The organism is Gaoshiqia sp. US2 (assembly GCF_059705485.1).
This window is the reverse complement of sequence record NZ_AP048550.1, coordinates 5,604,768-5,631,437: the sequence shown is the minus strand read 5'-3', so window position 1 is coordinate 5,631,437 and position 26,670 is coordinate 5,604,768. Positions and strand designations below refer to the sequence as shown.

General features: G+C 44.8%; 30 protein-coding genes. 13 read left to right on the top strand and 17 right to left on the bottom strand.

What is annotated here, in order from left to right:
• Positions 1-3: 3 nt before the first annotated feature.
• From atpB to pyrH, 14 genes are all read right to left on the bottom strand, one after another.
• On the bottom strand, positions 4-1,125 hold the full coding sequence (gene atpB, locus AC6H3C_RS22670) for a F0F1 ATP synthase subunit A (RefSeq protein ID WP_497517845.1): 1,122 nt from the start codon (positions 1,123-1,125) through the stop codon (positions 4-6).
• Positions 1,126-1,181: 56 nt separating this feature from the next.
• Complete coding sequence (locus tag AC6H3C_RS22665; protein ID WP_497517843.1) at positions 1,182-1,556, bottom strand: hypothetical protein; 375 nt, start codon at positions 1,554-1,556, stop codon at positions 1,182-1,184.
• A gap of 8 nt (positions 1,557-1,564) precedes the next feature.
• Complete coding sequence (locus AC6H3C_RS22660) at positions 1,565-1,786, bottom strand: AtpZ/AtpI family protein (RefSeq protein WP_497517842.1); 222 nt, start codon at positions 1,784-1,786, stop codon at positions 1,565-1,567.
• Positions 1,764-2,138 (bottom strand): bactofilin family protein, encoded by a 375-nt coding sequence (locus tag AC6H3C_RS22655; RefSeq protein ID WP_423129479.1) that lies wholly within the window; start codon positions 2,136-2,138, stop codon positions 1,764-1,766. Before AC6H3C_RS22655 ends, AC6H3C_RS22660 begins: the two co-directional genes overlap by 23 nt.
• Positions 2,139-2,252: 114 nt before the next feature.
• Entirely contained in the window at positions 2,253-2,720 is a 468-nt protein-coding gene (locus tag AC6H3C_RS22650; protein ID WP_497517841.1) for a MaoC family dehydratase, read from the bottom strand.
• Positions 2,721-2,757: 37 nt separating this feature from the next.
• A complete protein-coding gene (locus tag AC6H3C_RS22645; protein ID WP_497517840.1) occupies positions 2,758-3,753 on the bottom strand; it encodes a beta-ketoacyl-ACP synthase III in 996 nt (331 codons plus the stop codon).
• A 365-nt stretch (positions 3,754-4,118) separates the two neighbouring features.
• A complete protein-coding gene (rpmF, locus tag AC6H3C_RS22640) occupies positions 4,119-4,304 on the bottom strand; it encodes a 50S ribosomal protein L32 (protein ID WP_497517838.1) in 186 nt (61 codons plus the stop codon).
• Positions 4,305-4,316: 12 nt separating this feature from the next.
• Complete coding sequence (locus AC6H3C_RS22635; protein ID WP_497517837.1) at positions 4,317-4,853, bottom strand: YceD family protein; 537 nt, start codon at positions 4,851-4,853, stop codon at positions 4,317-4,319.
• A gap of 149 nt (positions 4,854-5,002) precedes the next feature.
• A complete protein-coding gene (locus AC6H3C_RS22630) occupies positions 5,003-6,160 on the bottom strand; it encodes a sensor histidine kinase (RefSeq protein ID WP_497517836.1) in 1,158 nt (385 codons plus the stop codon).
• 67 nt (positions 6,161-6,227) lie between these two features.
• Entirely contained in the window at positions 6,228-8,132 is a 1,905-nt protein-coding gene (gene dxs, locus AC6H3C_RS22625; RefSeq protein ID WP_497517834.1) for a 1-deoxy-D-xylulose-5-phosphate synthase, read from the bottom strand.
• Between the two features lie 108 nt (positions 8,133-8,240).
• Positions 8,241-9,023: a histidinol-phosphatase HisJ family protein gene (locus AC6H3C_RS22620; RefSeq protein WP_497517833.1), complete on the bottom strand. Its 783-nt coding sequence runs from the start codon at positions 9,021-9,023 to the stop codon at positions 8,241-8,243.
• A gap of 9 nt (positions 9,024-9,032) precedes the next feature.
• Positions 9,033-9,731: a 3-keto-disaccharide hydrolase gene (locus AC6H3C_RS22615; protein WP_497517832.1), complete on the bottom strand. Its 699-nt coding sequence runs from the start codon at positions 9,729-9,731 to the stop codon at positions 9,033-9,035.
• A 162-nt stretch (positions 9,732-9,893) separates the two neighbouring features.
• Positions 9,894-10,457 carry a ribosome recycling factor gene (frr, locus tag AC6H3C_RS22610; RefSeq protein WP_497517831.1) on the bottom strand — a complete coding sequence of 188 codons (564 nt, stop codon included), beginning with the start codon at positions 10,455-10,457 and terminating at the stop codon, positions 9,894-9,896.
• 108 nt (positions 10,458-10,565) lie between these two features.
• Positions 10,566-11,276, bottom strand: coding sequence for a UMP kinase (gene pyrH / locus AC6H3C_RS22605; RefSeq protein ID WP_497517829.1), 711 nt, complete (start codon positions 11,274-11,276; stop codon positions 10,566-10,568).
• A gap of 120 nt (positions 11,277-11,396) precedes the next feature.
• Between pyrH and AC6H3C_RS22600 the strand changes: the two genes are divergently transcribed.
• From AC6H3C_RS22600 to AC6H3C_RS22590, 3 genes are all read left to right on the top strand, one after another.
• Positions 11,397-11,657 carry a hypothetical protein gene (locus AC6H3C_RS22600; protein WP_497517828.1) on the top strand — a complete coding sequence of 87 codons (261 nt, stop codon included), beginning with the start codon at positions 11,397-11,399 and terminating at the stop codon, positions 11,655-11,657.
• Positions 11,658-11,686: 29 nt separating this feature from the next.
• Positions 11,687-13,240 carry a glycine--tRNA ligase gene (locus tag AC6H3C_RS22595; RefSeq protein WP_497517826.1) on the top strand — a complete coding sequence of 518 codons (1,554 nt, stop codon included), beginning with the start codon at positions 11,687-11,689 and terminating at the stop codon, positions 13,238-13,240.
• Between the two features lie 551 nt (positions 13,241-13,791).
• Positions 13,792-14,265, top strand: a complete 474-nt coding sequence (locus tag AC6H3C_RS22590) for a hypothetical protein (RefSeq protein WP_497517825.1) — start codon at positions 13,792-13,794, stop codon at positions 14,263-14,265.
• Positions 14,266-14,322: 57 nt separating this feature from the next.
• On the opposite strand, the gene AC6H3C_RS22585 is transcribed toward AC6H3C_RS22590, so the two are convergent.
• Positions 14,323-14,823 carry a hypothetical protein gene (locus AC6H3C_RS22585; protein WP_497517824.1) on the bottom strand — a complete coding sequence of 167 codons (501 nt, stop codon included), beginning with the start codon at positions 14,821-14,823 and terminating at the stop codon, positions 14,323-14,325.
• Between the two features lie 200 nt (positions 14,824-15,023).
• On the opposite strand from AC6H3C_RS22585, the gene AC6H3C_RS22580 reads away from it, so the two are divergent.
• Positions 15,024-15,566 carry a GNAT family N-acetyltransferase gene (locus tag AC6H3C_RS22580; protein WP_497517823.1) on the top strand — a complete coding sequence of 181 codons (543 nt, stop codon included), beginning with the start codon at positions 15,024-15,026 and terminating at the stop codon, positions 15,564-15,566.
• Between the two features lie 25 nt (positions 15,567-15,591).
• Here AC6H3C_RS22580 and rlmN read toward each other — a convergent pair whose 3' ends face one another.
• Positions 15,592-16,614 carry a dual-specificity RNA methyltransferase RlmN gene (gene rlmN / locus AC6H3C_RS22575; protein WP_497517822.1) on the bottom strand — a complete coding sequence of 341 codons (1,023 nt, stop codon included), beginning with the start codon at positions 16,612-16,614 and terminating at the stop codon, positions 15,592-15,594.
• Between the two features lie 20 nt (positions 16,615-16,634).
• Positions 16,635-17,315, bottom strand: coding sequence for a ferredoxin--NADP reductase (locus tag AC6H3C_RS22570; protein WP_497517821.1), 681 nt, complete (start codon positions 17,313-17,315; stop codon positions 16,635-16,637).
• Between the two features lie 486 nt (positions 17,316-17,801).
• On the opposite strand from AC6H3C_RS22570, the gene AC6H3C_RS22565 reads away from it, so the two are divergent.
• The 9 genes from AC6H3C_RS22565 to AC6H3C_RS22525 all read left to right on the top strand — a co-directional run bounded on the left by AC6H3C_RS22565 (position 17,802) and on the right by AC6H3C_RS22525 (position 26,374).
• Positions 17,802-19,163 (top strand): IS1634 family transposase, encoded by a 1,362-nt coding sequence (locus AC6H3C_RS22565; RefSeq protein ID WP_497517819.1) that lies wholly within the window; start codon positions 17,802-17,804, stop codon positions 19,161-19,163.
• A 137-nt stretch (positions 19,164-19,300) separates the two neighbouring features.
• Entirely contained in the window at positions 19,301-20,767 is a 1,467-nt protein-coding gene (locus AC6H3C_RS22560) for an ISNCY family transposase (protein WP_497516521.1), read from the top strand.
• A 660-nt stretch (positions 20,768-21,427) separates the two neighbouring features.
• Positions 21,428-21,712 carry a membrane protein insertion efficiency factor YidD gene (gene yidD, locus AC6H3C_RS22555; protein WP_497517818.1) on the top strand — a complete coding sequence of 95 codons (285 nt, stop codon included), beginning with the start codon at positions 21,428-21,430 and terminating at the stop codon, positions 21,710-21,712.
• Between the two features lie 135 nt (positions 21,713-21,847).
• Positions 21,848-22,729 (top strand): metal ABC transporter solute-binding protein, Zn/Mn family, encoded by an 882-nt coding sequence (locus AC6H3C_RS22550; protein WP_497517817.1) that lies wholly within the window; start codon positions 21,848-21,850, stop codon positions 22,727-22,729.
• Entirely contained in the window at positions 22,726-23,493 is a 768-nt protein-coding gene (locus AC6H3C_RS22545) for a metal ABC transporter ATP-binding protein (protein ID WP_497517816.1), read from the top strand. Before AC6H3C_RS22550 ends, AC6H3C_RS22545 begins: the two co-directional genes overlap by 4 nt.
• Positions 23,477-24,310 (top strand): metal ABC transporter permease, encoded by an 834-nt coding sequence (locus AC6H3C_RS22540; protein WP_497517814.1) that lies wholly within the window; start codon positions 23,477-23,479, stop codon positions 24,308-24,310. The genes AC6H3C_RS22545 and AC6H3C_RS22540 overlap by 17 nt, the downstream gene beginning before the upstream one ends.
• Positions 24,300-24,476, top strand: coding sequence for a hypothetical protein (locus AC6H3C_RS22535; protein WP_497517813.1), 177 nt, complete (start codon positions 24,300-24,302; stop codon positions 24,474-24,476). Before AC6H3C_RS22540 ends, AC6H3C_RS22535 begins: the two co-directional genes overlap by 11 nt.
• A gap of 111 nt (positions 24,477-24,587) precedes the next feature.
• Positions 24,588-25,061: a ribonuclease HI gene (rnhA, locus tag AC6H3C_RS22530; protein ID WP_497517811.1), complete on the top strand. Its 474-nt coding sequence runs from the start codon at positions 24,588-24,590 to the stop codon at positions 25,059-25,061.
• A gap of 80 nt (positions 25,062-25,141) precedes the next feature.
• Complete coding sequence (locus AC6H3C_RS22525) at positions 25,142-26,374, top strand: 3-deoxy-D-manno-octulosonic acid transferase (RefSeq protein WP_497517810.1); 1,233 nt, start codon at positions 25,142-25,144, stop codon at positions 26,372-26,374.
• Positions 26,375-26,670 lie beyond the last annotated feature (296 nt).

The window sequence follows — 26,670 nt, the reverse complement described above, 5'->3', positions numbered from 1 at the left end:
AAATTAGTGATGTTCTGAGGTTGACATGCCGAAGTACAAAGCCGAGAGCAGGGTAAATACATAAGCCTGAATAAAAGAAACCAAAACATCAAGCAGAAAAATGAATATGGAGAATCCCACAGAAATAACCGAAACTCCCAGCCCGGCATAAACTCCCATGAGTTTTCCAAAAATGAAGATCAGGCTGATAAATACCGTTACAATCATGTGCCCGGCTAACATGTTTGCAAACAAACGAACCATCAAAACGAAAGGCTTGACAAACACTCCGGATAATTCGACTACCTGCATTAACGGAATCGGGAATTTCAGTCCCAGCGGTACATCGGGGTTAAACAGCTCTTTCCAGTAATGTCTGTTGCCGCTGATGTTGGTCATGATAAAGGTAAACAAAGCCAGCACCAGGGTTACGGCAATGTTTCCGGTGACATTGGCGCCAAAAGGAAATATGGGAACCAATCCTAGAATATTATTAATCAGGATGAAAAAAAACAAGGTTAACAGGAACGGCATGAATTTTTCATATTTTTTTTCACCAATTGAAGGTTTCGCTACTTCGTCGCGGATAAAAACAATCACCGGCTCTACAAAGTTTTGAATACCGGTTGGCGCCTTGCCCGCATTTTTTTGGGCCGACCTGGCTACCGATAAAAAAATCCAGAGCAGAACGATAACGCTGACAAAGGCTCCCGCTACCGTTTTGGTAACCGACAGGTCAATGGGTAATCCGATTACTTCGCCCTGTGTATTTATTTCTTCAATTTTTCCGGCATTTTCGCCGGCATGTGCAAGTTGAAAGTTTTGATAAGGCGTTTGCCCGTGATGGAATCTCGAAGACCAGAAGAAATGCCAGCCGCTGTTTTTGCTGTGCACAATAATTAGAAGCGGAATACTGATGTGGGTTTTCCCGAAAGTAGCGATGTGCCATTCATAAGCGTCGAGAACGTGGTGCATGACAAACTCTCCCGGTACAAATTCTTCTTCATGCCCCGATGTGTGCGTGTCTGCAGGATGTTCCTCTGCATACAACAAATGTGAATTGAGGCTTCCCAAAAGGAAAACCAATACAATAGCCAGACGTTGTATTGGTCTGGCTGGTTTTATAGGAAAGTCAACCTTCAACATGATCATACGCTTGAAAAAGTTCCCCCAAATTAGTAAAAAAAATCCAACAGCTTCAATTATTTTTTTTGTTTTACCACACGCGTAATCTCATACACTTCCAGAATAGAAAATGCAATGTAAATGATCAGGAAATTTACCAGAAAGATGGTAGCCTGATTGCGGCGGAACAACACAAAAACAATGGCGAAGACAAGATAAATGAACATCTTGACAAAATTCATCCCCATAAAACGGGCGGTGAACCTGGCCATATTTTTATCAGCAATACCTAACAAGTAATAATGAACAAGGTTTGTGATAAAGAAGAAAAAAAACAGGATTACCGGGAAAAAGGGGAAGTGAAGTCCGGTAAATAACTGATAATAGACCAGGTAGCCAATGATTAAAAATACGACACCAAGCAGGCTGGTCCGGGTGAGAAAACGCTTCATGAAAGGATTCATTTTAAAAAATTTTTGATAGCGTGATAAATTGCACCAACGACGGAGAGCAACATCAGACTTAGGGTGAATACCGGAAATGAAAGATTAAGCCAGTGATCAATCTTGTGGCCCGCATAGGTTCCCAGGGCCATGATCGCGATCATCTCAAAAGCCAGGTTCGAATACTTGATAAACTGATCAAATGTCTTCTTCTGCTTATTTAGTTTTGGGTTCTTCATGCTTGGTTTGATCCCCCATCGCACACGATCCGGTAAAAACAGAGCCCGGCTCAATACTGAGTTTGCCGGTGTTAATTTCTCCGTGGACTTTTGACGAAGATTTTAGGCTTAAGAGTTGCTCAATTACCAGTTTTCCCTTCAGATAGCCTGAAACCTCGCAGTTCTTACAATGGATCTCTCCCGAAACTTTGCCGGTGTCTCCAACCACAACTCTTCCCAAACATTTCAGATTTCCGTTCAATTCGCCGTCAATACGGATATCTCCCTCCGAGTGAATATCACCGGTGATACTGGTGCCTTTGCCAATCAGGTTAATTTCCTGAGAACTAATTTCGTTATACGACTTTGCCATTTTTGCTTTTTTTGAAAGAGACCAAATATACTAAAGCTTTCGGTCTATTTAAGAACGAACACTTTAGTTTTTTAGTTTATCTCCAAAAAAAATAACGAATAAAATTGGCCTTGGCTACTGATTGAAGTGGTAAAGGAAGATCAGTTGTCCTTCGAAAGCCGGTTTCTTATTGCCTTCAATTTCCATCGAAACCTGAAGGTGTACTTTGCTGATCCCGCGTAAATTTGCGATCGATTTCAGCCAAACATGCGTCCGGATCCGGCTGTTGACCAATACCGGCTGGCCGAATTTGAAGTTCTCGATCCCGTAGTTAACCAACATGCTGAAATTCTCGACCTGAACGACCTGTTCCCACATAACCGGAAGCAAGGATAAACTCAGGTAGCCATGGGCAATGGTGGTACCGAATGCTCCTTCGGCTTTGGCACGTTCCGGATCGGTGTGGATCCATTGGTAGTCGAGGGTAGCGTCGGCAAATTTGTTGATTTGTTCCTGGGTAATGGTGTGAAATTCGGATACTCCCAATTTTTCGCCTACGTATTTCTCAAAATCCCCGTGGCTTTTTATGACAAGACGACTCATGATGATAATTTTGATTTGTTGTTTGTATGCTAAGCATTTAGGAATTGTATGCCCATTTCAGATAAACCGATCCCCAGGTAAATCCGGCGCCAAATGCTGCCAGAATCACGTTATCCCCTTTTTTTAGCTGAGGTTCGTAATCAAAAAGGCAAAGCGGGATGGTGGCAGCGGTGGTATTGCCGTATTTTTCGATATTGATCATCACCTGTGCCGGGCTGATGCCCATTCGCCGGGCTACAGCGTCGATGATGCGCATGTTGGCCTGGTGCGGAACCAGCCACGCCAGGTTATCAGGGGTGATTCCATTCTTTTCCATGATTTCGACGGCCACATCTGCCATGCGCGATACGGCATATTTAAATACTGTTTTCCCGTCCTGATGGACAAAGTGTTCCCGGTTCTGAATGGTTTCGACAGACGCGGGACGTTTTGAGCCTCCGGCCTTCATGTGCAGGTAATGACGCCCTTTCCCGTCGGTATGATTGATATGATCGAAAATTCCTACCTCTTCGGTTGTTGGCTCCAGTAAGACGGCGGCAGCGCCGTCGCCAAAAAGCGGACAGGTCGTCCGGTCGGTATAATCGGTAATGGACGACATCATGTCGGCCCCGACAACGATGACTTTTTTGTACCTGCCCGATTCCACAAAGCTGGCAGCCGTTGTCAACGCAAAAACAAAACCGGAACAAGCGGCATTGATGTCGAAACTCCAGGCGCTTGTCAGCCGCGCTTTTCTGCTGATGACATTGGCAGCAGCGGGGAGTGGCCGGTCGGGAGTAATGGTCGCGCAGATCAGCAGGTCAATTTCGTCGGGGGCCGTGTTGGTTTTTTCGAGCAACTGCAACACCGCAGCCGTTCCCATATCCGAGGTCGCCTTTCCGGGTTCTTTGAAAATTCTGCGCTCTTTAATTCCGATGCGTTGCATGATCCATTCATCGGAAGTATCAACCATTGTGCTCAGTTCTTCGTTGGTTAACCTGTATTCAGGCAGAAATGCACCAATACCAGTTATTGCTGCACGAATATCTCTCATAATAAATAATTTAAACGATAATCCGGTCCATATACCACATACAGACGGGTAAATAAATCTATGCTATAACTTAATAAAAAAGAAGTGCGAAAGATAGAAGTAAAAATTTGAAGCACAAAGAAAAATACGCAAAAGATACAGGCGTAAGTCGTTTTAAAACAATTAATTGAAACGTTCAAAAATTTAATTAAACAAATAAAAAAAGCTGTTCAAAAAACTATTTCCCCGGTAACCTGTTTGTCTGAACTTTTTTCCGGACATGGGACTCGTCGCCACATCGGAGTTAAATTCACAATCACCGCTGAGTACAATCAGTAAACCTGATTTTTAGCTTTTTGGACAGCCCTTGTTTATCGTGGACAGGATTAAACTGTAACTTCTTTTTCGATAGCGAGCTTTCCTCTGTAATACCCACATTCAGGACATACCGTGTGGTATTTTACCGTGGTCCCGCAATTTGAGCAAGTTGCCAAGGTTGCAGGTGTAGTCTTGTGGTGTGATCTTCTCTTATCCCTTCTGGATTTTGATGTTTTGTGCTTTGGATGTGCCATTTTTTTAAGTCTTTATTCGTTTTCTAATAATTTTTTCAATTCATCCCATCTCGAGTCTGTCAGATTTTCCTGCGGACTTGATAAAGATGTCAGGTTGTTCAGTTTTTCAAGCATTTCCGGATTACAAAGGCTTTTGCCGTTTTTGTCTGCCGGATGAACCTGGCGGATTGGAATGGAAAGAATGATAAAATCATAGATCATTTTTCCAACGTTTAACTGGTACTCGTTTGTACTCACCCAAATGACATCATCCCCTTCTTCAAAGGTATCTTCGCCATATTTGACAAAGACTTTGTTCTCGCTGATGATTGGCTGATCATAAGGGTCGAGACACCGGTCGCATTGAATTTTAACCGTTCCGCTCACATGAAACCAAAGAACCATGAATGCACTCTGTTTTTCCAGCACGACTTTTACTGTGACGTTCCCGTCTTCAGCGATTCCCCCGGCAAAAAAATCAAAGAATTTTTTATCGATCTGATATTCAAATTCGTGCACTCCCAGTGCCAATCCTTTAAATGCAATATTATATTTTGCCAGTTCAGCCATTGCTGCGAAAAAAGTGTTGCAAAATTATAAAAAATATATAAACGGCGAAAATTTCCTGTATTTTTTAACAAGGAATATTATTGCCGTGGATTCGTTGATTCAAAATTCTCGCTTTCAGTGATTTGTGTTTTGGCTCCGGTGTTGAAAATTTAATCCTTTCGAAGCGCTACGCGAAAGGTGGTTCCTTTACCGAGCTCGGAGTGTTTTATGAAAATCTTTCCGCTATGGTAATTCTCGATGATCCGTCGGGCCAACGAAAGCCCTAAGCCCCAGCCTCTTTTTTTACTGGTAAAACCGGGTTCAAAAATGGTCTTAAACTGAGACTTGGGGATACCTTTTCCGGTATCGCTGATATCCATGATGATCTGGTTGTGCTGGTTGTAAAGGTGCAGGCTGATTATTCCGTCATTTTCAATGGCATCAATGGCGTTTTTATAGAGGTTTTCGATAACCCAGCTAAACAATGCGGGGTTGTGAGGTACGATATACGATTGTGTTTCGTCGAGTTCAGTCCGGAATTTGACCCGTTTTGACGTCCGGCTTTCCAGGTAGGAGAGGGTGGAGAAAATGACTGGTTTTAAGTCTTCATTGACCAACTCGGGCGTGGAACCGATTTTAGAGAACCGTTCGGTAATTTTTTCGAGCCGGGTGATGTCTTTTTCAAATTCCTCAATGAGTTCAGGTTCTATTTCCTGCATTTTCAGCAACTCTATCCAAGCCATTAACGATGAGATGGGCGTGCCCAACTGGTGGGCTGTTTCTTTCGACATGCCTACCCAAACCCGGTTTTGTTCTGCCTTTTTGGACGAGCTGAAGGCCAGGTACGATACCAGAATAAATAAGGATATTACGCCAAACTGCGCCAGAGGGAAATACTTGAGGTTTTGAAGGATGGTGGAATCCCGGTAATAAATGTACTGTTTCTCTTCACTTGAAACGAAAATCTCGATTGGTTCATGTTCCCGCATCATCTTTTTTAATTGGCGCTGCAGAACCTGTTCTTTACGTTTCTCGGCGTATTTAATATTGCTGAACTCGATGATCTGGTGAAGGCTGTCGGCCAGAATGATCGGGATGTTGGTGTTGTTTTCCAGAATATGCAACAGGAAATCCATATCGCCTGTCGATTCGTGTTCCGGCTGCGCCAGCCGTTTGGTAGCTTCGGCCCAAAGCGCGACACTTTTGCGTTCTTCAAAAGATACCTTTTCGACCAGCCAGTTGGTGTAATACAACGATGCCGAGCCAATCAGCGTGGCAACCAGCAGTAAAAAAAATTTCCAGCGACGTCTTTTTAAGTAAAGTTCCAACTTATATGAATTATAATCCTTCATCAGAAACGATGGACCATGAATAAAAAGTATACCTGAGCTACAATTATCGGTTGATTAAATCCACGATGCCCTGGTAAATTCCTTTCTGGTCAAAACCGCACTCCCGGTAGAGTTCTTCCTGTGTTCCGTGATCAATAAAGAGATCGGGCACACCAAGCCGGACCACTTTGGCGGTATACTGGTGGTCGGCCATGAATTCAAGGATCGCAGAGCCAAATCCGCCCTGTATGACCCCATCTTCCACGGTAAGTATTTTGTTAAACTTACCGAAGATCCGGTGAAGTGTTTCTTCATCCAGGGGTTTTACAAAACGCATGTCGTAATGGGCAATGGAATAACCGTCCTTACTTAATGATTTGATGGCTCTGCCGGCAGCAATACCGGTAGTCCCGATGGTGAGAACGGCCAGGTCGTCGCCTTCAGCCAGCTGACGCGCTTTCCCGGGCTCGATGGTTTCAAACGGCTGACGCCAGTCGACATGGCATCCGCATCCCCGGGGATAACGGATTGAAAAGGGCCCCCTGTTTTCCTGTTGAGCGGTGTACATCATGTTGCGTAACTCGATCTCGTCCATCGGCGCCGAAACAATCATGTTGGGAATATTCCGCATATAAGCCAGGTCGAAAACGCCATGATGCGTTGAGCCGTCGGCTCCAACCAGGCCGCCGCGGTCGAGGCAAAACACCACATTCAGCTTCTGTATGGCCACATCGTGGATAATCTGGTCGTACGAACGCTGCATGAAGGTGGAATAGATATTGCAAAAGGGGATCAACCCGCGAATAGCCATGCCTGCCGAGAAAGTAACTGCATGTTGTTCGGCAATCCCGACATCGAATGCCCGGTGGGGCATTTTTTCCATCATGATATTGAGCGAGCTCCCGGTGGGCATGGCCGGCGTAACACCCACGATCCGTTCATTCATCTCGGCCAGTTCAACCAGCGTGTTGCCAAAAACATTCTGAAATTTGGGCGGTTTGTTCACTGCACATTCACAATCCAGGAGTTCTCCGGTCAGTTTATCAAATTTTCCGGGAGCGTGAAATTCGGTTTGGTTCATTTCGGCCTGTTTAAATCCTTTCCCTTTTGTAGTGATGACATGCAGTAGTTTGGGGCCGGGAATATCGCGCAGGTCGCGTAATACCCGTGTAAGGTATTTGATGTTGTGTCCGTCAACAGGACCGAAATAACGGATTCCCAGACTTTCAAACAGGTTTGATTCTTTCAGCAGGGCGCTTTTTAATGCTCCTTCGGTTTTTTGTACCAGGCGGCGTGCCCGCGGTCCAAAACCATTCAGTTTGCCCAAACCATCCCAGATTTCCTGTTTCAGCCGGTTGTATGATTTTGATTTGGAAATATTTAATAAGTAATCGCTAACACCGCCTACATTTGGATCAATGGCCATGTGGTTGTCGTTCAGGATGATGAGAACGTCGGAATAATTAACCGCGGCATTATTCAATCCTTCGAAGGCGAGTCCGCCGGTCATTGAGCCATCGCCGATTACCGCTACAATTTTCCGGTCGTTTTCTTTTTGCAGGGAGCTTGCAACGGCCATTCCCAATGATGCCGAGATGGACGTACTGGCATGTCCGACACCAAAAGCGTCGTAACAGCTTTCGCCTGGCTTGGGGAAGCCGCTGATACCGTTATATTTTCGGTTGGTGTGAAACTGGTTTTTGCGACCGGTCAGGATTTTATGCCCGTAGGCCTGATGCCCGACGTCCCAGACTAATAAATCGTACGGCGTATTGTATACGTAATGCAGGGCCACCGTCAGTTCGACAACACCCAGGCTGGCGCCGAAATGTCCCGGATTAGTTGAAACTTCATCAATAATAAACTGCCGGAGTTCGCTGCATACGGCCGGTAAATCTTCCAGGTTCAGTTTCCGAAGATCGGATGGATCATTTATTTTATTTAGTAAGCTTCCCGCTAATTCTTCCATGTACCGAAAATTAAAGCCCAAAGATACAATTTCTGACTTACACGACAGCAACAAAATCCGAGCGATCAACCAACTGCCGGGTTCCGTGTATTCCGGGTGTTTTATGAATTAAATCCTGTACGTACTACGCTTGCGTTTATCGAATGCAGCCAACTCTTTAAATCCGATCCGGCGAAGAAGGTCGATTCCGGTTTCGAAGTGGCGGGCTACCTGTCCGGTTTGGTGGGCATCTGATGAAATGGTCATCGGGATATGATGGTGATAACAACGCTCGGTAATGGCCGGCGAAGGGGTAAATTCGGTGCAGGGGCGGTCAATCCCTCCGGTGTTCAGTTCAACTACCAGGTCGTTGTCTTTGATAATTTGAAGCGTGTCTTCAATCAGCCGGCTTTGATCAGATTCCGGGTAGATCCGAAATTTTTTGATAATGTCCAGGTGGCCGATGATGTCAAAGAGCCCCGATTTGGCTGCCAGTTGTATTAACTCGTAATACATATGGTATAAATCATCATTCGACCATTTGCCGTAAAGCGATTGATCGGTGTCGAAATTCCAGTCGCCGATAAAATGAACAGAGCCAATCACGTAATCAAGCGGCAACGCATGGATGATGGCCCGGATTTCATCTTCTCTTCCGGGGAAATAATCCATTTCAATACCATATTTTATTTTGATCTGCCCCTTGTATTTTTCTCGTAGTTCCAGTATTTGTTGGGTCATCACCGGTATGTCGATTTCTGAAATGGCCCAGGTTACCGGTTTAAGGCAAACATGATCACTGAAGCCCATTTCTTCCAGTCCCTTTTCAATCCCTGCTTTGATCATTTCTTCATATGTATCTCTGCCGTCAGAAAGAATGCTATGCATGTGATAGTCTACCGTCCCGTTCATGATTGCTTTTTAAAGGGGCCTGATCCTGATATTTCTGAATTGCGTTAATCCGCCGTGGTCCTGTAAACCAATATGTCCGGTTTTGGACATGCCGTATTCCGGAAAGTCTTTCCATTTGCCCTGTTCTTTCAGTTGATACCATTCATCCGACCATAAATGATAGTGGACCACCAGTCGACCGTTCAGGTAATGTTCAACATGTTCACCGTCGACCACGATTCGTGTTGCATTCCATTCGTCAAGCGGTTTTACTTCGGCATTGACCGGCGCGTGCATGGCGTAGTTTGCTCCCGAACTTTGTGAAGGTTCCAGCGCTTCGGGCCAGCCGTTGTCGTCAATAAGCTGATATTCGGGACCGGATTCGTAAATTGCTTTGACATTTCCTTCCTTTACATGAAAAAACACGCCACTGTTGCTTTCGGGTGCAATTTTCCATTCCAGGTACAGTTCGAAGTTTTCAAATTCCTGCGTGGTGATGATATCTCCGCCATGGTCGCTGCCAACACCTGAGTTGTGCAGGATTCCATCAACGACTTTCCATCCGGTGACTTCGCCCCCGTTGAATATTTTCCAGCCATCGAGGTTTTTACCGTTAAACAACAGTTGCCATCCCTGATTGATTTCAGTTTCAGTGAGTTGATTGATTTTTGGTGATTGGGTGCAGTTACTGAGAATGAATACTGCCAAAATCAGAAAAAAGTTCTTCATGGGTTCGTGTTTTAGCCTTTAAATTTAATGAAAGTATTACAAAACGAACTATTTTTTTGCAAGTCTGTTTCGCGAGGGGCAAAAAAAAGGCAGCTTCAACAAGCTGCCTCAAAGCCATGAAAACAATTAAACAATGTTCAGAAAACAGAAAACTAGAAACAATTATATTGTAAAAATCTCTTGATTTTTCAACTCAAGCATCTTGTCAACCTTTTGGACGTATTGATTGGTCATCGTCTGAACGTCGTCTTCGGCGTTCTTTCCAAGGTCTTCAGATAAGCCGTTTTTCACCATTTTTTTCAAGGTTTCGTTAGAGTCTTTACGAATCGAACGAATACTCACTTTTGCATGTTCGCCTTCCTGACTGACTTGCTTTGACAGGCTTTTACGCCGGTCTTCAGTTAATGGAGGAACATTAATGCGAATAATCTCGCCGTTGTTTTCCGGGTTGAAACCCAGGTTTGCATTCAAAATTGCCTTTTCAATCGGGCTGATCATCGCTTTTTCCCACGGTTGAACAGCAATCGTTCTCGCATCGGGCGTACTGATATTTGAAACTTGTGCCAGGGCGGTCATACCTCCGTAATAATCCACCATCACGCCATCCAACATTCTCACGGAAGCCTTGCCTGCACGGATATGAACCAATTCTTTTTCCAAATGTTCTATGGCGGCTTCCATTTTCTCTTTACAAAGATCCAGTATCAGTTCTACTTCCTCTTCCATAAATATTATGGGCTGTTCATTTTTTGTGCTAGGGACAAATATAGAAATATATTGCAGAAATTTAAAATTGATTCTGATTTTTCATCAAAAAATGCTTTAAAAAATATTTTAGAGGTGAACCAGAGTGCCAATATTCCCGCCGGTAATAACTTTTTTCAGATTTCCCTTGATTTCCATATTAAACACAATAATGGGTAAATGATTCTCTTTACACATGGTTGTTGCGGTTAAATCCATCACTTTCAGGCCACGTGTATAGATCTCGTCAAACGAAATTTTGTCGAATTTAACCGCATTCGGGTCTTTTTCCGGATCGGCGGTATAAATCCCGTCTACACGGGTGCCTTTCAGCATCACGTCAGCTTCGATTTCAATACCCCGCAGCGATGAACCGGTATCGGTAGTGAAATAGGGATTACCGGTCCCGGCCGAAAAAATGGCCACTTCGCCTTTTTCCAGAATTTCAATCGCTTTATCTTTTGAGTAGAATTCTCCAACCGGTTCCATCCGGATGGCCGTAAGGACTTTGGATTTTACACCGGCTGCCTGGAGCGCAGAGTTCAGCGCCAGGCTGTTGAACACTGTGGCCAGCATGCCCATCTGGTCTCCTTTTACCCGGTCGAACCCTTTGGTTGCGCCGCTTAGCCCCCTGAAAATATTGCCGCCGCCAATAACGATACCCACCTGTACGCCTAAGGCCGTAATTTCTTTAATTTGTTCGGCGTATTCGTTTAGCCGCTGCTGATCAATTCCGTATTCCTGGGCGCCCATGAGCGATTCGCCGCTGAGCTTTAGCAGTACCCGTTTGTATTTGGTCATTTGAAGAATTTTATGCAAAAGTAGAAAAATATATAAAACCGAAAACCGGCTTTTTTGCAGAAGATGAATTTTGGATTCGTAATTAATTATTACTTTTACAGCCGCTGATTTTCAAGAGTTATGACTGAATTGAATGTGATTTTATTTTTAGTGAATTTTTTACGTACCCTGTTTTTTATCCTGATCATTTATTACGTGATCAGGTTTATTAACCGGTATTTCTTGCCATTTTTCGGATCGTCATCCAATCCGCAAAAGCCATACCGGCCCGAACAAAACAGGCGGCCTGAAGGCGATGTGCGGCTTGAGAAAAATCAGTCGTACGGTTCACGAACATCCCGGGATGAAGGTGAGTATGTTGACTTTGAAGAAATTGATTAAATCCCCAAAAGACAGATAAATAACAGATTATGGCTCAGGAAGATATTTTTAAGAAACTGGTTGCCCATTGCAAGGAATATGGATATGTATTTCAATCCAGTGAAATCTATGACGGATTGGGCGCCGTTTATGATTACGGACAAAATGGTGTTGAACTGAAAAATAACATCAAAAAATACTGGTGGGACAGCATGGTGCTGTTGAATGAGAACGTCGTCGGAATTGATTCGGCTATTTTCATGCATCCTACCATCTGGAAAGCTTCGGGCCATGTGGATGCGTTTAATGATCCGCTGATCGACAATAAGGACTCGAAAAAACGTTACCGCGCCGATGTACTGATTGAAGAACAACTGGCCAGGTACGAAGAGAAAATGAACAAGGAAGTGGAAAAGGCCCAAAAGCGTTTTGGCGATGCTTTCGATGAAAAGCAATTCCGCGAAACCAACCAGCGGGTCCTGGCCAACCAGGAAAAATGGAACCAGCTTCACGATCGTTTTTCCAAAGCCTTAAACGACAGCAACCTGGATGAACTGAAGCAGATTATTATCGATGAAGAAATTGTGTGTCCGGTCAGCGGAAGCCGCAACTGGACGGATGTTCGCCAGTTTAACCTGATGTTCGCTACCGAAATGGGTTCTACCTCCGACGGCGCATTGAAAGTTTACCTGCGTCCGGAAACGGCACAGGGTATTTTTGTCAACTACCTGAACGTGCAGAAAACCGGACGCATGAAAATCCCGTTTGGAATAGCCCAAATCGGGAAGGCTTTTCGTAACGAAATTGTTGCCCGTCAGTTTATTTTTCGTATGCGCGAATTTGAACAAATGGAAATGCAGTTTTTCGTAAAACCGGGGACCGAACTCGACTGGTTTGAAAAATGGAAAGAAACCCGGATTCAGTGGCACCGTGCCCTCGGATTTGGCGACGGAAGTTACCGCTTTCATGTGCACGAAAAGCTGGCTCATTACGCCAATGCAGCTGTCGACGTTGAGTACAAATTCCCCTTCGGCTTTAAAGAAGTGGAAGGCATTCATTCGCGCACCGATTTTGATTTGTCGCAACACCAGCAATATTCGGGCAAAAAAATTCAGTATTACGATCCCGACCTGGGCGAATCCTATGTGCCCTTTGTTGTCGAAACGTCGATTGGTGTCGACCGGATGTTTCTACAGGTCATTTCAGCTTCGTATTACGAAGAAGAAGTACCGACCGCGAGTGGTGAAAAAGATCTGCGCGTGGTGTTGAAATTGCCGCCGGCGCTGGCGCCGGTCAAACTGGCGGTGATGCCTCTGATAAAAAAAGACGGCCTGCCTGAAAAGGCCCGCGAAATTATCGATGAGCTGAAATTTGATTTCAAGTGCCAGTACGACGAAAAAGATTCTATCGGTAAACGCTATCGCCGGCAGGATGCTATCGGAACGCCTTTTTGTGTAACCATTGATCATCAGACGATTGAAGATCAGACGGTCACTATCCGCTACCGCGATACCATGGAACAGGATCGAGTAGCTATTTCCGGATTAAAAGGAATTATTTCGTCACAAATCAGTTTTAAACAGCTGTTTGAAAAACTGAAATAAAAAGAAATTCATCGTGCGATGAAAACGGGCCGCTCAACCAGGTGTTGGGCGGCCTTTCTGTTTGCTGAACGGCAAACGTGTGCTGGGAGTAATCGGTGACAGAGAAACGTTTTGTTGTTTCGGTTTCCGAGTTCTGAGGTTCTTGCCCGGGCATTCTTATTTTCTGTTTTGTGTTTTGCTTTCAAATTGAAAGTATAAATCGACATCCGGCTTGCAAATTCGTTAAAATGGTAGAAAATTTGAAATTATTATTTTTATCATTATATATGTAATGAATTAATAAACAGATCAATAATGTTATTTTATTTTGAAAATATGTTGTAGAATATATGTCTTTTAAATTGAAATTAAAAATCAGTTTACAATCCTTTTTAAGTATAAAAAATCGGTTGTAAGGATGTAAAAATGAGTTGGACGCCATTTTGTCTTTCAATTTGAAAGTTGACTTTTTTTAACAAAAAAATATTTTGCCTTTTGTCAGTTTTTAATCTCATTTCTGTTGCTACATTTGCTGCCGTAATCAATTACATGAACAATTAAATTTTAGTGTTATGAACAGAATGTATCGTTTAGTTAGCTTATTATTCGTTGCATTAGTAGCTATTTCTTCAGCCGGTTTTGCACATCAGGGCGAAACCTTTGTTGATGATTATAAAATCTCCCCCAAAACAGATTTTGTACCCGGAACAGATTTCCAGCAAAGTTGGAATATTACTTACGGTGATTCAAACCGCCCGGTTCAGGTTCTTTTTAAAGAAACAAAAGGCGGACAGGAGTATATCGTGCGTACCAGTTACTTTGAAGTGAAGTATGTGAATTCTGATCACGGTTTTGGTGTAAGACCTCTGAAACTGTCAGAACAACGCGTTCCTGCAGATCTGAATTTTAAGGTGTTAAATGCGCAGCAGCTCAACAGTCAGAAGATCATCAGCGGCAATATGGTTTCAAGCGACCAGGTCCTGGAAATGATTGCCGATTTTCTTCCCGAGTTGATTAATGATGAGTATAAGAATATCCTTAACTGATTATTAAACAGACATTTATTCAAAAAGCCGTCTCTTTATAGGGACGGTTTTTTATTTTCAGATAATAATGAATAAGACGATCAAAAGGATGAAAAGCATGAAGAGGATTAACTGGTTCCGGACAAACAGCCCCAGCAAAATCAGAATTTCTATTTCTTCGCTCTCTGCCGAGTAGATCTCGATATATCCTTTATCCTTCGATAACAGCTCGTTACTCTGGAAGATAATGATCTCCTGCCCGTTAAATTTCCAGGCCCAGCGCGACTGCCAGAAATTTTTGATTTCCAGTTCAAACCGTTTTCCGTTGATGATCAGGTCGCTTTTGGGATTAAACAGGTTGATCATGATCGAACCCAGTAACGCCTGGTTGTTGGCATCCTGTATTTCAAGTTTGGAAAGGAAGAAATCGCGGTTCATGATAAACCTGCGGCCATTTAGCGTAGCCAGAGCCGTGGAACTAAACATGTTGTTCCAGTCAATCACTCCGATTTGTTCGTTCATTCTGGTAATAAACAACTTGCTTTTAAAAATACCTTTTGACCAAAGCAATTTTTCCATTTCTTTATTTTTCAACGCCCCTGCAATTTAGAAAATTTGCAGCAAAATGACATTGACTTTTTCCCGGTCTGATTGTCGAAAAATGTTAAAATATTGTAATAGAATGTCAGATCGTAAGTTGGCCGGTGTTTCTGTTTTTCGCTCACATGATGTAAGCCTGAAATAAATGCCGTAATTTTAACGGTATAAAACCCGGAGCCATGAAACTGATAACCGACAGGCTAATTTTAGATGAAATAGTAAGTGCTGACCTCGAGCTCATCCATAGCCTGCATTCTGTCCCCGAGGTGGACGAATTTAATACACTTGGTATTCCCGAAACCTTCGAAGAAACCCGCAATGTGGTGTGCCCGGCTATTGAGGACCAAAAAAATGAAGTGCGAAGTCAATACTGCTGGAAAATTGTGGAGCAGGAATCATCGGCCTTTATCGGCTTGGCCGGCATGTTTTTGTCGAACGACCGGTTTCGTCTGGGCGAAATTTATTACAAGATTCATCCGGCTTATTGGGGAAAAGGTTATGCCACCGAGCTTGCCAAAAGCTTGGTGCAGTTTGGATTTGAAACGCTGAAGCTGCATAAAATTGAAGCAGGCGTTGCTACCGAAAATATTCGCTCGATTCATGTGCTGGAAAAAATAGGCATGACCCGGGAAGGCATCCGCCGAAAAATACTTCCTATCCGGGGTGAATGGAAAGACAATTTCCATTACGGGATTGTAGAAGACGATCCGAGGGAATATTAAAAATGGGATACACGATTGAAGCGGGTTATTTCACCAACGCCTTGGTCGACAGCAAGCCGCAAGCCGCGTAAATATCCTGTCCGCGTGAAGCGCGAATGGTGGTGGTGATTCCCTTGGCTTCGAGGGCTGCTTTAAACTCCTGCAGGCTGTTCTCATCGGTTCCCTGTAAAGGCGTGTCGGGTATCGGGTGAAAGCGGATCAGGTTGATGCGGCACTTTATCCCATCGAGCACACGGGCCATTTCGCGCACGTGACGGCTTGTATCATTGATCCCGTGAAACACGATATACTCGAAGGATACCCGTCGTTGACGGCCAAAATCCCAGTTGCGGATTTCGTGCAACACTTCATCCAGCGGGTAGGCAATTTCAACAGGCATTAGTTTTTGGCGTTCGTCGTGAAAAGGGGTATGCAGGCTGATGGCCAGGTGGCAATCGCTTTCGTTCAGAAAACGCACCAGCCCCGGCACAATGCCAATCGACGAAACCGTGATGCGGCGCGGGCTCATGGCAAATCCCCAGTCGCTGATCAGGATTTGCGTACTTTTCAGTACTTCGTCCAGGTTATCAAAAGGTTCGCCCATTCCCATGTACACAATGTTGGTGATCTCTTCCCACTCCGGGATGTTGCGGATCTGGTTTACAATTTCGCCGGCAGTCAGTTGCCCCTGGAACCCTTGTTTGCCGGTCATACAAAAAAGGCAGCCCATTTTGCATCCTACCTGTGATGACACGCAGACTGTTTTCCGGTCTTTATCGGGGATCATGGCTGTTTCGATGAATTTGTCGCGAACAGTCGGGAATAAATATTTTTTTGTCCCGTCAACACTTTCCTGTACGCGGGTGGCATCAATCAGCCCAAAGGTGTAGTTTTCAGCCAATAATTCACGGGCTTTTTTGGACAGGTTGGTCATTTCCTCGATGGAGGACACCGGTTTTTTGTACAGCCAGTCGGTAATTTGCCGGGCAGTAAAACCGGGTAATCCCAGGTTTTTACACATCTCCTGGAGTTCGGCCAACGTTTTCCCAAATAAAGCTTCTTTCGTCATCCTGTAAATTTTCGGTAAAATTAGAAATAAATTTCAGCAATGATGTTTTCGTAGGGGACTCCTTTTGCAATCAGTAAATCGCGGACTTCAACCACCATCAGGGCTTTACCGCACAGGTAGTATTCGGTGTCAGCGGGTAAGCTGCCGAGGCTTTTCAGGTAGTCGGTTACCCTCCCGTGAAAAACACCGTGCGACTGTTCGCGCGAGCAGCAGCGTTGGTAGTTGCCGCCCAGGGCCCAGTCCAGTTCATCTTTAAAATAAAACTGGTTAAGGTAACTTGCCCCGTGTACCAGTTTTTTGTTTTCAGACAGGCCCGATTGGAACATGCTGTAAAAGGGGGCAATTCCGGTTCCCGACGCAATCCACCAGGCCGGTTTTTTGCTTCCGGTAAAGCCACCGTATGGTTGTGTGACCATCACCTGATCGCCCGGGATCAGGGCAGCCAGCCTGGGGGTTAGATAACCTCCTTCTTTTATGTTGAAAAGAATCCGCAGTTCTTTCTCGTGGTTTCCGCTGCAAATGCTGTAAATACGGGGTGGTTCCACACGGTCGACAGCCAGTTTGACCACCTGTCCGGGCAAAAAATCAAACCGTCTGTTGACCGACAGCAGGAATACGCCCGGCGAAATTTCTTCGTTGCTCAAAACGGTTTCGGTAAAAAGTTCCCGCTCTGTTTTTATGTATTCTCCGGCTTTGGCCATTTTATTCAATTTGTTTGTCCCATTAACGCAACCGGAACCATTTGGTTTTCATCTTTTAAAGAAAAATATGAAACGCCCGTTATTCTTCTTTGATGAAAGCGGGCATATTCCTGAATGGGAGGCTGAAGGAGGAATGTTTACCCGGCCGGAAAACAAACGGTTAAGTCGGTTCCGGCCTGCCGTTAGCCGGTCGCCTTTTGCAGGGAAATCGATTTTAGAGTATTTTGCGTGCTATTATGAGTGTCTTTCTAACTTATTTGATGTGGAACCTCCCCGGTCCTCCCTTTAAAGGGCTACTCTTTATACACGAATATTCTTCCTGCTTTTCTTGCCTTCGGAGAAAGAACATTTCTTTTACAAACGGCATCGCGCGGACGATTTTCCTGTTTTCGTCACTTTTTTTCCGATAATTTATATCTAATTGAAGCAGAATAAAATAGGCTTGTTTTATTTTGATTTTGGGTGTCTCATGGCTATTTTTGTTGCATGTTTGTTCGTCGCAAAGCAAATAAAACGGGATCGGTCAGTGTCCAGGTTGTTGACAAGAGCCATGGGCGTTACCGGGTAATCAAAAGTTTGGGTGCAGGGAGGACCGAGGCGGAAGTTGTCCGTTTAGAAGAGAAAGCTCGCCAACATGTACGCGAACTTACCGGAACAAACAGGTCTCTTTTTGAGGATGAAGATGAAATCAAGCTGGAGGACTTCCTATCAACCATTTCCAACTCACAGATACAAGTCATAGGCCCTGAAATCATATTTGGGACACTTTATGACCGGATCGGCTATGGCCGTATCCACAATGAGTTGTTCCGGCACCTGGTTATAACCCGGCTGTTTAATCCGGGCAGCAAGCTGAAAACGATCGATTACCTTTTCCGTTATCAAGGCGTTGTCTATAACATCAGTAAGATTTACCGGTTTCTGGACAACCTGTGCTTCCGCAGGGAGGCAGTGGAAAGCCAACCAGATGGGATCCCCGACATAAAAAAGCAGGTGGAAGATATCTCCTATTCCCATACGCTTCGTGTGCTGGGAGGGAAGATCGATGTGGTTTTCTACGACATGACCACGCTCTATTTTGAATCAAGCGACGAAGACGATCTTCGGAAAACCGGTTTCTCAAAGGACGGCAAACATCAATGCCCCCAGATTTTTCTTGGCTTGTTGGTTGGCCAGGGCGGGAACCCCATCGGTTATGAACTGTTTGAAGGGAATATTTTCGAGGGAAATACTTTTATCCCGGTACTGCAACGCATGGAAGAGCGGTATAACCTTGGAAAACCCGTTGTCATTGCCGATTCTGGCCTTTTGTCTAAGAAAAACATCTTGGCATTGGAAGAGAACGGGTATGAATATATCCTTGGGGCACGCCCCAAAAACGAAAACGACTTGATCAAGCAAAAGATTCTTGCCTTTGATTTAAAAGACGGTGATGTGCGGACGATAAAGAAAACAGGGGCCACCCGGTTGGTTTTGTCCCGGACAAACAAGCGGATGTCCAAAGATGCCCATAACCGCAAACGTGGATTGGACAGGCTGACCAAGCGCCTGAACAGCGGAAAACTGACCAAATCAAACATCAACAACAAGGGATACAACAAGTATTTAAAGATGGAAGGGATAGTTACCATCTCTATTGATTTGGAAAAGTTCAATGCCGATGCCGCCTGGGATGGCATAAAAGGATACTTGACCAACACTGCCCTTCAGGCAAAACAGGTGATCGCAAATTACAGGAACTTATGGTTTATTGAACGTGCTTTTCGTATGAACAAAACCGATCTTAGGGTACGTCCAATATACCATCGGCTATATAGTGTCTCTAAGAAAACCTGCAATAATTTATAGATCAACAATATAGTATTGATATCTTTTTTGAATCTTTTGGGTTAATTGTTTTGATAAGTTGATTATAGTGCAGATATTCAGGGTATTATTACATGAGGATAGGATATTTTGACCACTTGACAAAAAAAGATTGAACCATGAGAAAAAGATTCGAACAACAATTGGGGTTAGGGCAATTGCCAATCGAAGCTACTTATATTAATCCCAAAAGCAAGAATGCTTTAGATCAACTTTTAGCAGCGTTGAAGGCGATCTATTGCAACAAGAAATACAACGAAGAGATATTCAGTATTTTGGAAGATCATATCAATTCCGGGAAGAAAAATACGGGAAGGACAGGAATGGACCTATGGAGTATTTTTGTTTTGGCCCAGGTTCGCTTGTGTTTGAATTTAAGTTATGATGTGTTGCACGATCAGGCAAACAACCACCACAATATGCGGTGTTTGATGGGCGTAGAAAAGGGCTTTGGTTTTGAACGTATCGAGTTTGAATACCAGAATATTTATGACAATGTCGCCCTGCTTAGCGATGAAATGGTTTGGGAATTAAACAAGGTAATCCTGGATTTTGGGCATGGAGAGGTGTTTAAAAAAAAAGAACATACAGCATTGCGCTTAAAATCAGATAGTTTTGTTGTTGAAAGCAATGTTCATTTCCCCACAGACTACAACCTGTTGTGGGACTGTGCCCGAAAATGCATCGGCACCGTTTCAAGGATAATGAACAAACATAAGGATATTGGAGGTTGGCGCAAGATCGGCAATTGGCGTACAGAGTTGAAAAAGTTGATGCGCAATTTGGGCCATGCCAACCGTTCAGGAGGCAAAAACAAGAAAGAAAAAGTAGTTGCCGCGGCCGAAGAATACCTCAATAAATCAAGGTTATTGCTCAAAAAACTAAACGAAGAAAAGTCCGGTTTCCCGCTAACGGACATGGGCGATCTGGTATTGATCATTACGTTGGAGCACTACATGGAACTTCTTGAAAAGCATATTGACCTGGTCGACAGGCGTATATTAAAAGGCGAAACCATTCCGCATGAAGAAAAGATGTTTTCGGTATTTGAAACCTACACCGAGTGGATTACAAAAGGGAAGATGAACCCCAGTGTTGAACTGGGCAAAAAACTGAACATCACCACCGACCAGTGGGGGCTGATCGTGGATTACCAAATAATGGAACAACAACAAGACCGGGACATTGTTATCGAAATGGCCGACAGGATTTTAACAGAACATAAAGTCGCATCGTGGAGCTTCGACAAAGGCTACTGGTTAAAAGAAAACAAGGAAACCCTTCAGTTGGAAGTTGACCAGGTTATCATCCTCAAACTTGGGAAGCGCAACAAAAAAGAGAAAAAGGAAGAACGCAGCAGGTCATTTAAAAAACTGAAAAACAAGCACAGCGCGATCGAATCAAACATCAACGAATTGGAACACCGGGGGCTCGACCGTTGTCCCGACCGGAGTTATGCGCATTTTAAAAAGTACATCGGGTTGGGCGTGTGCGCCTACAACCTCAAGAAAATTGGGAAACAAATCCTGAAGTTGGAGCGTGAAGCGCTTGAAGCGCCCACCAAGCAGATTAGGAAAGCTGCTTAGTAAAATCGGTTCAAGGAAAAAACATGAAAATTAAACATGAAAGGGAGAATTATGCCTGGAAACTAAAAAATTACACCGAAAACCCAATTTTCGGTGGCGAAAATTACGGCAACCAATTAACAGGCTAAAAAATTTAGTGGTAGTAACCGAAAAAACAAGCCGATTACATATAATTATGTACACCTTTCGAAAAAAACGGGTAGTTTTCTTAAAGACACTATATAACAGGATCGAAGCCCACATTTGCATCTGTTTCACTGCATATACGGTAATGCTCGAATTGGAAAGATTGCTCAAGGCCAAAAAATCGGTCATTAGTTTGAAAAGGGCACAAGAAATAACGCACAATATGTACCAAATCCTTTATCAATTACCCTACTCGAAAGATACCAAAGCTCGAATGTTAAGAATGGATAGCGAGCAACAGGAACTATATGATATTATAATCCAATCCAAAACTGTAAATTGAAATTTAGGTGTCCCATTGACGAAAACAGGACGGCATCGCGCGGACGATTTTCTTTCTTCCCACTTCAACCCGGGGCGCCACTCCTTCGTCGTTTTGCCCCAGGCTACCCATATTTCGTCCGGCAACTGCCGGACTTTTGTTCCCGTTACGATCTATTTTTATTAATTTAGCCGACCTAAACGCTTGGGTGAATGCAGTGTGTTGTCAGGTTTATCATGAAGGTATTGAGTTGGACGCTTTTGCTTCCGGTGTATTTTTATAAGTACGCGATTTCTCCTTTGACGCCGGCTTCCTGCCGTCACGTGCCTTCCTGTTCCACTTATGCTGTTGAAGCGGTAAAAGTTCACGGGCCGTTTGTCGGATTTTGGCTGGCTACCCGTCGGATTTTGCGTTGTCATCCCTGGGGAACTCACGGCTACGACCCGGTTCCTCCCAAAGGGCAGATCAGGGTAAAAAAGCTTAAACTGAAAAAATAAGACCAATTCTCCCCGATTTGTTAAAAAGGAGAACAGCCAATTTTCCAATTTTATTATTTCTTCAATCAACAAACAAATGCTTTCTTCGTTACATGAAGGGACAATGAAGTTTTTTATCTTTGAAATAAACACAGCATGAAGTCATTTAGATTTATGAAACAGATACTGATCTTTTTACTACTGATCGCGGCAGGATGCAGCCAACGGACGAATTCTGAAAAACCGGTTATTACCGTGACCATCCTTCCGCAAAAATTTTTCGTTGAAAAAATTGCCGGCGATTTGGTTGAGGTAAGCGTGTTGGTGCCGCCGGGCGCCAGTCCCGAACTGTATTCGCCCATGCCTTCGCAAATGAAGGAGCTTGCCGGCTCGCTGGCCTGGTTCAGGATTGGCAAAATGGGTTTCGAAGAAAGCTGGATCAACAAAATCAGTCAATCGACCCCAAAACTGAAAATTTTCGACACGTCAGTCCAAGCCAAATGGATTGCCGGCGAGGCAGAGCAACACGGCGATCATGTGCATTTACATGGCATCGACCCGCATATTTGGGTAGCGCCGGATGAGGTAAAAAAAATTGTGACGGAAACTTACAAGGCTCTGCTCGGCTTATTTCCGGAGAAGGAGGCTGAGTTGACGGCTAACTATGATCTGTTTCAGCAGGAAATTGACCAGCTCGATGCGGAGTTGAAACGGAAATTTGATCAACTTGAAAACCGGAAATTTCTGATTTTTCATCCGGCTTTGGCTTATTTAGCCCGGCAGTATCAGCTGGAACAGGTTTCGCTTGAAGTGGACGGGAAAGAACCTTCGCCGGGTCATTTGCGTTCGCTTGTCGATCTGGCCAAAGCCGAAAACATCCGGGTGGTATTTATCCAAAAAGAGTCGAATGCCGAAAATGCCCGGCAACTGGCCCGCGAAATTGGCGGCGAGGTCATTCAGATTGACCCACTGAGCGAGCAGTGGGATGACGAATTGCGTGAGTTGGCGGACAAAATTTTAGCAGCATCGGCAAAATGATCAAACTGGTTGAAATAAAAGAGCTAAACGCCGGCTACGACGGCGAAGTGGTTTTGCGGGATGTGAACCTGGAAATCCGGCGTAACGACTTTCTTGGTTTGATTGGCCCTAACGGCGGTGGAAAAACGACCTTGATCAAAGCGTTGCTTGGGCTGGTCAAACCCATTCAGGGCGAGGTGATCTTCCATGTCCCGGTAACCCGTATTGGTTATTTGCCGCAAATCAATCAAATTGACAAAAGTTTTCCGATAAAAGTACTGGACGTTGTTCGTTCGGGAAAAACGGAAGGACGCAACTTCAGCCTGTTTAAAAACAACAAAAAGGAAACGGCCTATGCCGAAGAACTGTTGTCGGAGATGGGCGTTTTTCACCTTCGCGAAAAAGCAATCGGCGAACTTTCGGGAGGACAAATGCAGCGCGTTTTTCTATGCCGCTCGTTGATGAATGATCCGGAGCTGCTGATCCTCGATGAACCGGACACCTATGTTGATAATAAGTTTGAGAGTGAGTTGTATGAAAAGTTGAAGGAACTGAATAAACGCATGGCCATTTTGTTGGTTTCGCATGATGTGGGAACCATCTCGTTTTATGTGAAAACTATTGCCTGCGTTAATAACTATCTGCATTATCATCCCAGCAATATCATCAGCAGGGAGCAGTTGGCCTCGTACAATTGTCCGCTTCAGATCATCACACACGGAGATATTCCGCACACCGTATTAAGTTTGCATGAAAATCGCGACCACCATGGGCACACTCATTGACCTGTTTTCCTACGACTTTTTTTTACACGCGTTCTGGGCATCCTTGCTGGCGGCCGTTAGTTGCGGCATTGTTGGTGCGTACATCGTAGCCCGGCGCATTGTTTTTATCAGCGGAGGCATTACCCATGCGTCTTTCGGCGGCATCGGGATCGGCTATTTCCTGGGCATGAACCCCTTGTTCGGGGCGGCTGTGTTCGCGGTATTGTCGGGTTTGGGGATCCAGTTTTTTACGCAAAAAGGACGGTTACGCGAAGATTCGTCGATCGCCATCTGGTGGTCGTTGGGTATGGCCGTGGGGATTATTTTTATCTACCTGTCGCCCGGTTACGCGCCCAATCTGATGAGTTATTTGTTTGGAAGCATCCTGACGGTCTCGACCACTGAAATCTGGCTGATGCTTGGCTTATGCGTTTTGCTGATCGCTTTCTTCTCGTTTATGTACCGGGCCATTCTTTACGTGTCGTTTGACGAGGAATTCGCCAAAACGACCGGCTTGCCCGTTGCCCTGATCAATTACCTGCTAATTAGCCTGATTGCTCTCACCATCGTGCTGAATATCCGCGTGGTAGGAATTATTCTGATTATGTCGCTGTTGACCTTGCCGCAGGCAACTGCCAATTTGTTTACCCACGATTTTAAGCGGATGATGTTGTTATCGGTATTCTTTGCCTTTATGGGCGCTTTTGCCGGTCTGCTGTTCTCGTTTTTTGCCGATATTCCTTCGGGGGCATCCATTATTTTCACGCAGGTCGTCATTTTTGCGATCATGAAATTGTTTGTTTTTCTGAAACGCAACCGGACAAGGAATGGAAGATGAAGAAATTTTGACCTGTCTGAATTGCGGAGAATCGTTTGAAAAAGGCAGCCTTCAGCGCGATTGCGGCAACTGTTTTGCCTGTACCGGCTGTGAGATATACGTGTGCCCGACTTGCCGCGGGGAGATTGTCGTAAAACCCATGAAAAAGCCGGAACTGAAAAAATAACAAGCCTGCTTGTCGCTGGTTGACTATTGGTTCGGTGAAACGCTTGTCCGAAAAATCCATGCTTCGTTTCCCTTCATCCGGGGAATGTTATCTTTGCAGAAAAAATATCGTATGACCCCAAGTCCCCGAATCACGATCTATACCGACGGCGCTGCACGCGGAAACCCGGGCCCGGGAGGTTACGGCGTGGTGTTGCTCTCCGGTCAGCACCGCAAAGAACTTTCTGAAGGCTATGAACTGACGACAAACAACCGCATGGAATTATTGGCGGTGATTGTCGGGCTGGAAGCCCTGAAAGTGGAAAACAGCCAGGTCACCATTTATTCCGATTCGAAGTATGTGGTTGATGCCGTTGAAAAACGTTGGCTGTGGGCTTGGGTGAAGAAACGGTTTAAAGACAAAAAAAACGCCGACCTTTGGCAGCGTTTTCTGAAAATCTACGATAAACACCAGGTTCGTTTTATTTGGGTGAAGGGACACGCCGATATTCCCGAAAATGAGCGCTGCGACCAGCTGGCCGTCGAAGCATCGCTGGCACCCGGATTGAAAAAAGACCTGGGCTACCTGCAATCAAAGGAAGAATAATATTTCCTGATCAGCGGAGATTCGACCGGACTACTGTGAATAAATTGCATTATTTTTGCCCTTGTTTTTAACCTGCTTGTATGGATCTGATATATCAACTCGGAATTCGGTTTTACACCCTGGCCGCCCGTCTGGCCGCACCCTTCAATGAAAAGGCCCGTTTTTGGAGTCGCGGGCAGCAAATGACATTTTCCTACCTGCACAGTCGGATAGACGGGGCTTCTCCGGTTATCTGGGTGCACTGCGCCTCGCTGGGCGAATTTGAACAGGGACGTCCCTTGATTGAGGCCATCAAAAAGCAATACCCCGAGTATAAAATCCTGCTGAGCTTTTTTTCACCCTCGGGCTACGAAATCAGGAAAAACTACGACCAGGCCGATTATATCTGTTATTTGCCGGCCGATACGCCGGCCAATGCCCGCCGCTTTGTTGAGTTGGTGCAGCCCCGTATGGTGTTCTTCATTAAATATGAATTCTGGAAGAATTTCATCGGTGAGTTAAACCGTAAGAAAATTCCGCTGTACCTGGTTTCCGGAATTTTCAGGCCGGGGCAATTATTCTTTAAAAAAGGAATCAGAGCCCGTTGGTATCGGGATTTGTTGAAAGGAATTGAACACTTTTTTGTTCAAAACCAGCAATCGGCTGACTTGCTGGCCGGCATCGGTTTTAAAAATTCGACTGTTACCGGTGATACCCGCTTCGACCGGGTAGCCGAAATTGCTGCAAACCGGAAAGACCTTCCGCTGGTGGAACAGTTTAAAGGCAATTCGAAATTGATCGTGGCCGGCAGTTCCTGGCAGCCCGACGAAGAAATCCTGGCTGAATACCTGAAGATCAACAAATCGGTTAAACTGATTGTTGCCCCGCACGAAGTGAAAGAAACGAACATTAAACGGCTGCTGGCTTTGCTTCCCGAAAAGACCATCCGCTATTCTGAAGCCCGGGGCGACCTGAGTGCATACCGCATCCTGGTGGTCGATTCCATCGGGATTTTATCCAGTATTTACCGTTATGCAGGGCTGGCGTATATCGGCGGCGGGTTTGGCGTGGGGATTCACAATACGCTGGAAGCTGCCATCTATAACATTCCGGTCGTTTTTGGGCCCAACTATCTTCGGTTTCAGGAGGCTGTTGAGCTGGTCAGGCGGGAGCTCGCTTTCCCGGTTGCCGACGCCGGGGAGCTGACAAACCTGCTCGACCGGTTAATCTCCGACGAGAGCCGGCTGGCGGAAATTGCCCGGGGATGCAGCCGGTTTATGGCTGAGAATATCGGGGCTACGCAGCTTGTGCTGACTAAAGTATTTGCCGGGTAGCAGGTTTTAAGGTGGCAATCCGGCTCGTTTCGGCCGGTTTTCTTTTGCCCGTTTCCTTTTCTTTTTTGTTGATTTTTCTGTTCACAACTTTTTAGAAAAAAATCATTTCGGTAAACTTTTTTGAATTATCAAAAATCTATTCTACTGGACGTGAACCAACTAACATGTTTCAGTTGATAACTTTCAATGCTTTCAAAAAAAATAGTATTCCTTTTTTTTCATTCAGGTGGTATATTGCATGTAGCAAAATCAAGAAATTGGCACCTGTTTTTTGATCAAGCATACAATCACTTAAC

Excerpts from the sequence above, each read along its gene's own strand:
- atpB (WP_497517845.1), bottom strand. The coding sequence starts at position 1,125 with ATGTTGAAGGTTGACTTTCCTATAAAACCAGCCAGACCAATACAACGT.
- AC6H3C_RS22615 (WP_497517832.1), bottom strand. The coding sequence starts at position 9,731 with ATGAAGAACTTTTTTCTGATTTTGGCAGTATTCATTCTCAGTAACTGC.
- AC6H3C_RS22620 (WP_497517833.1), bottom strand. The coding sequence starts at position 9,023 with ATGAACGGGACGGTAGACTATCACATGCATAGCATTCTTTCTGACGGC.
- AC6H3C_RS22650 (WP_497517841.1), bottom strand. The coding sequence starts at position 2,720 with ATGAGTCGTCTTGTCATAAAAAGCCACGGGGATTTTGAGAAATACGTA.
- rlmN (WP_497517822.1), bottom strand. The coding sequence starts at position 16,614 with ATGACGAAAGAAGCTTTATTTGGGAAAACGTTGGCCGAACTCCAGGAG.
- AC6H3C_RS22595 (WP_497517826.1), top strand. The coding sequence starts at position 11,687 with ATGGCTCAGGAAGATATTTTTAAGAAACTGGTTGCCCATTGCAAGGAA.
- AC6H3C_RS22600 (WP_497517828.1), top strand. The coding sequence starts at position 11,397 with ATGACTGAATTGAATGTGATTTTATTTTTAGTGAATTTTTTACGTACC.
- AC6H3C_RS22585 (WP_497517824.1), bottom strand. The coding sequence starts at position 14,823 with ATGGAAAAATTGCTTTGGTCAAAAGGTATTTTTAAAAGCAAGTTGTTT.
- AC6H3C_RS22580 (WP_497517823.1), top strand. The coding sequence starts at position 15,024 with ATGAAACTGATAACCGACAGGCTAATTTTAGATGAAATAGTAAGTGCT.
- AC6H3C_RS22565 (WP_497517819.1), top strand. The coding sequence starts at position 17,802 with ATGTTTGTTCGTCGCAAAGCAAATAAAACGGGATCGGTCAGTGTCCAG.
- yidD (WP_497517818.1), top strand. The coding sequence starts at position 21,428 with ATGCAGTGTGTTGTCAGGTTTATCATGAAGGTATTGAGTTGGACGCTT.
- AC6H3C_RS22655 (WP_423129479.1), bottom strand. The coding sequence starts at position 2,138 with ATGGCAAAGTCGTATAACGAAATTAGTTCTCAGGAAATTAACCTGATT.
- AC6H3C_RS22545 (WP_497517816.1), top strand. The coding sequence starts at position 22,726 with ATGATCAAACTGGTTGAAATAAAAGAGCTAAACGCCGGCTACGACGGC.
- AC6H3C_RS22645 (WP_497517840.1), bottom strand. The coding sequence starts at position 3,753 with ATGAGAGATATTCGTGCAGCAATAACTGGTATTGGTGCATTTCTGCCT.
- AC6H3C_RS22590 (WP_497517825.1), top strand. The coding sequence starts at position 13,792 with ATGAACAGAATGTATCGTTTAGTTAGCTTATTATTCGTTGCATTAGTA.
- rnhA (WP_497517811.1), top strand. The coding sequence starts at position 24,588 with ATGACCCCAAGTCCCCGAATCACGATCTATACCGACGGCGCTGCACGC.
- AC6H3C_RS22525 (WP_497517810.1), top strand. The coding sequence starts at position 25,142 with ATGGATCTGATATATCAACTCGGAATTCGGTTTTACACCCTGGCCGCC.
- AC6H3C_RS22535 (WP_497517813.1), top strand. The coding sequence starts at position 24,300 with ATGGAAGATGAAGAAATTTTGACCTGTCTGAATTGCGGAGAATCGTTT.
- AC6H3C_RS22550 (WP_497517817.1), top strand. The coding sequence starts at position 21,848 with ATGAAGTCATTTAGATTTATGAAACAGATACTGATCTTTTTACTACTG.
- AC6H3C_RS22660 (WP_497517842.1), bottom strand. The coding sequence starts at position 1,786 with ATGAAGAACCCAAAACTAAATAAGCAGAAGAAGACATTTGATCAGTTT.
- AC6H3C_RS22570 (WP_497517821.1), bottom strand. The coding sequence starts at position 17,315 with ATGGCCAAAGCCGGAGAATACATAAAAACAGAGCGGGAACTTTTTACC.
- dxs (WP_497517834.1), bottom strand. The coding sequence starts at position 8,132 with ATGGAAGAATTAGCGGGAAGCTTACTAAATAAAATAAATGATCCATCC.
- rpmF (WP_497517838.1), bottom strand. The coding sequence starts at position 4,304 with ATGGCACATCCAAAGCACAAAACATCAAAATCCAGAAGGGATAAGAGA.
- AC6H3C_RS22560 (WP_497516521.1), top strand. The coding sequence starts at position 19,301 with ATGAGAAAAAGATTCGAACAACAATTGGGGTTAGGGCAATTGCCAATC.
- AC6H3C_RS22540 (WP_497517814.1), top strand. The coding sequence starts at position 23,477 with ATGGGCACACTCATTGACCTGTTTTCCTACGACTTTTTTTTACACGCG.
- pyrH (WP_497517829.1), bottom strand. The coding sequence starts at position 11,276 with ATGACCAAATACAAACGGGTACTGCTAAAGCTCAGCGGCGAATCGCTC.
- AC6H3C_RS22635 (WP_497517837.1), bottom strand. The coding sequence starts at position 4,853 with ATGGCTGAACTGGCAAAATATAATATTGCATTTAAAGGATTGGCACTG.
- frr (WP_497517831.1), bottom strand. The coding sequence starts at position 10,457 with ATGGAAGAGGAAGTAGAACTGATACTGGATCTTTGTAAAGAGAAAATG.
- AC6H3C_RS22665 (WP_497517843.1), bottom strand. The coding sequence starts at position 1,556 with ATGAAGCGTTTTCTCACCCGGACCAGCCTGCTTGGTGTCGTATTTTTA.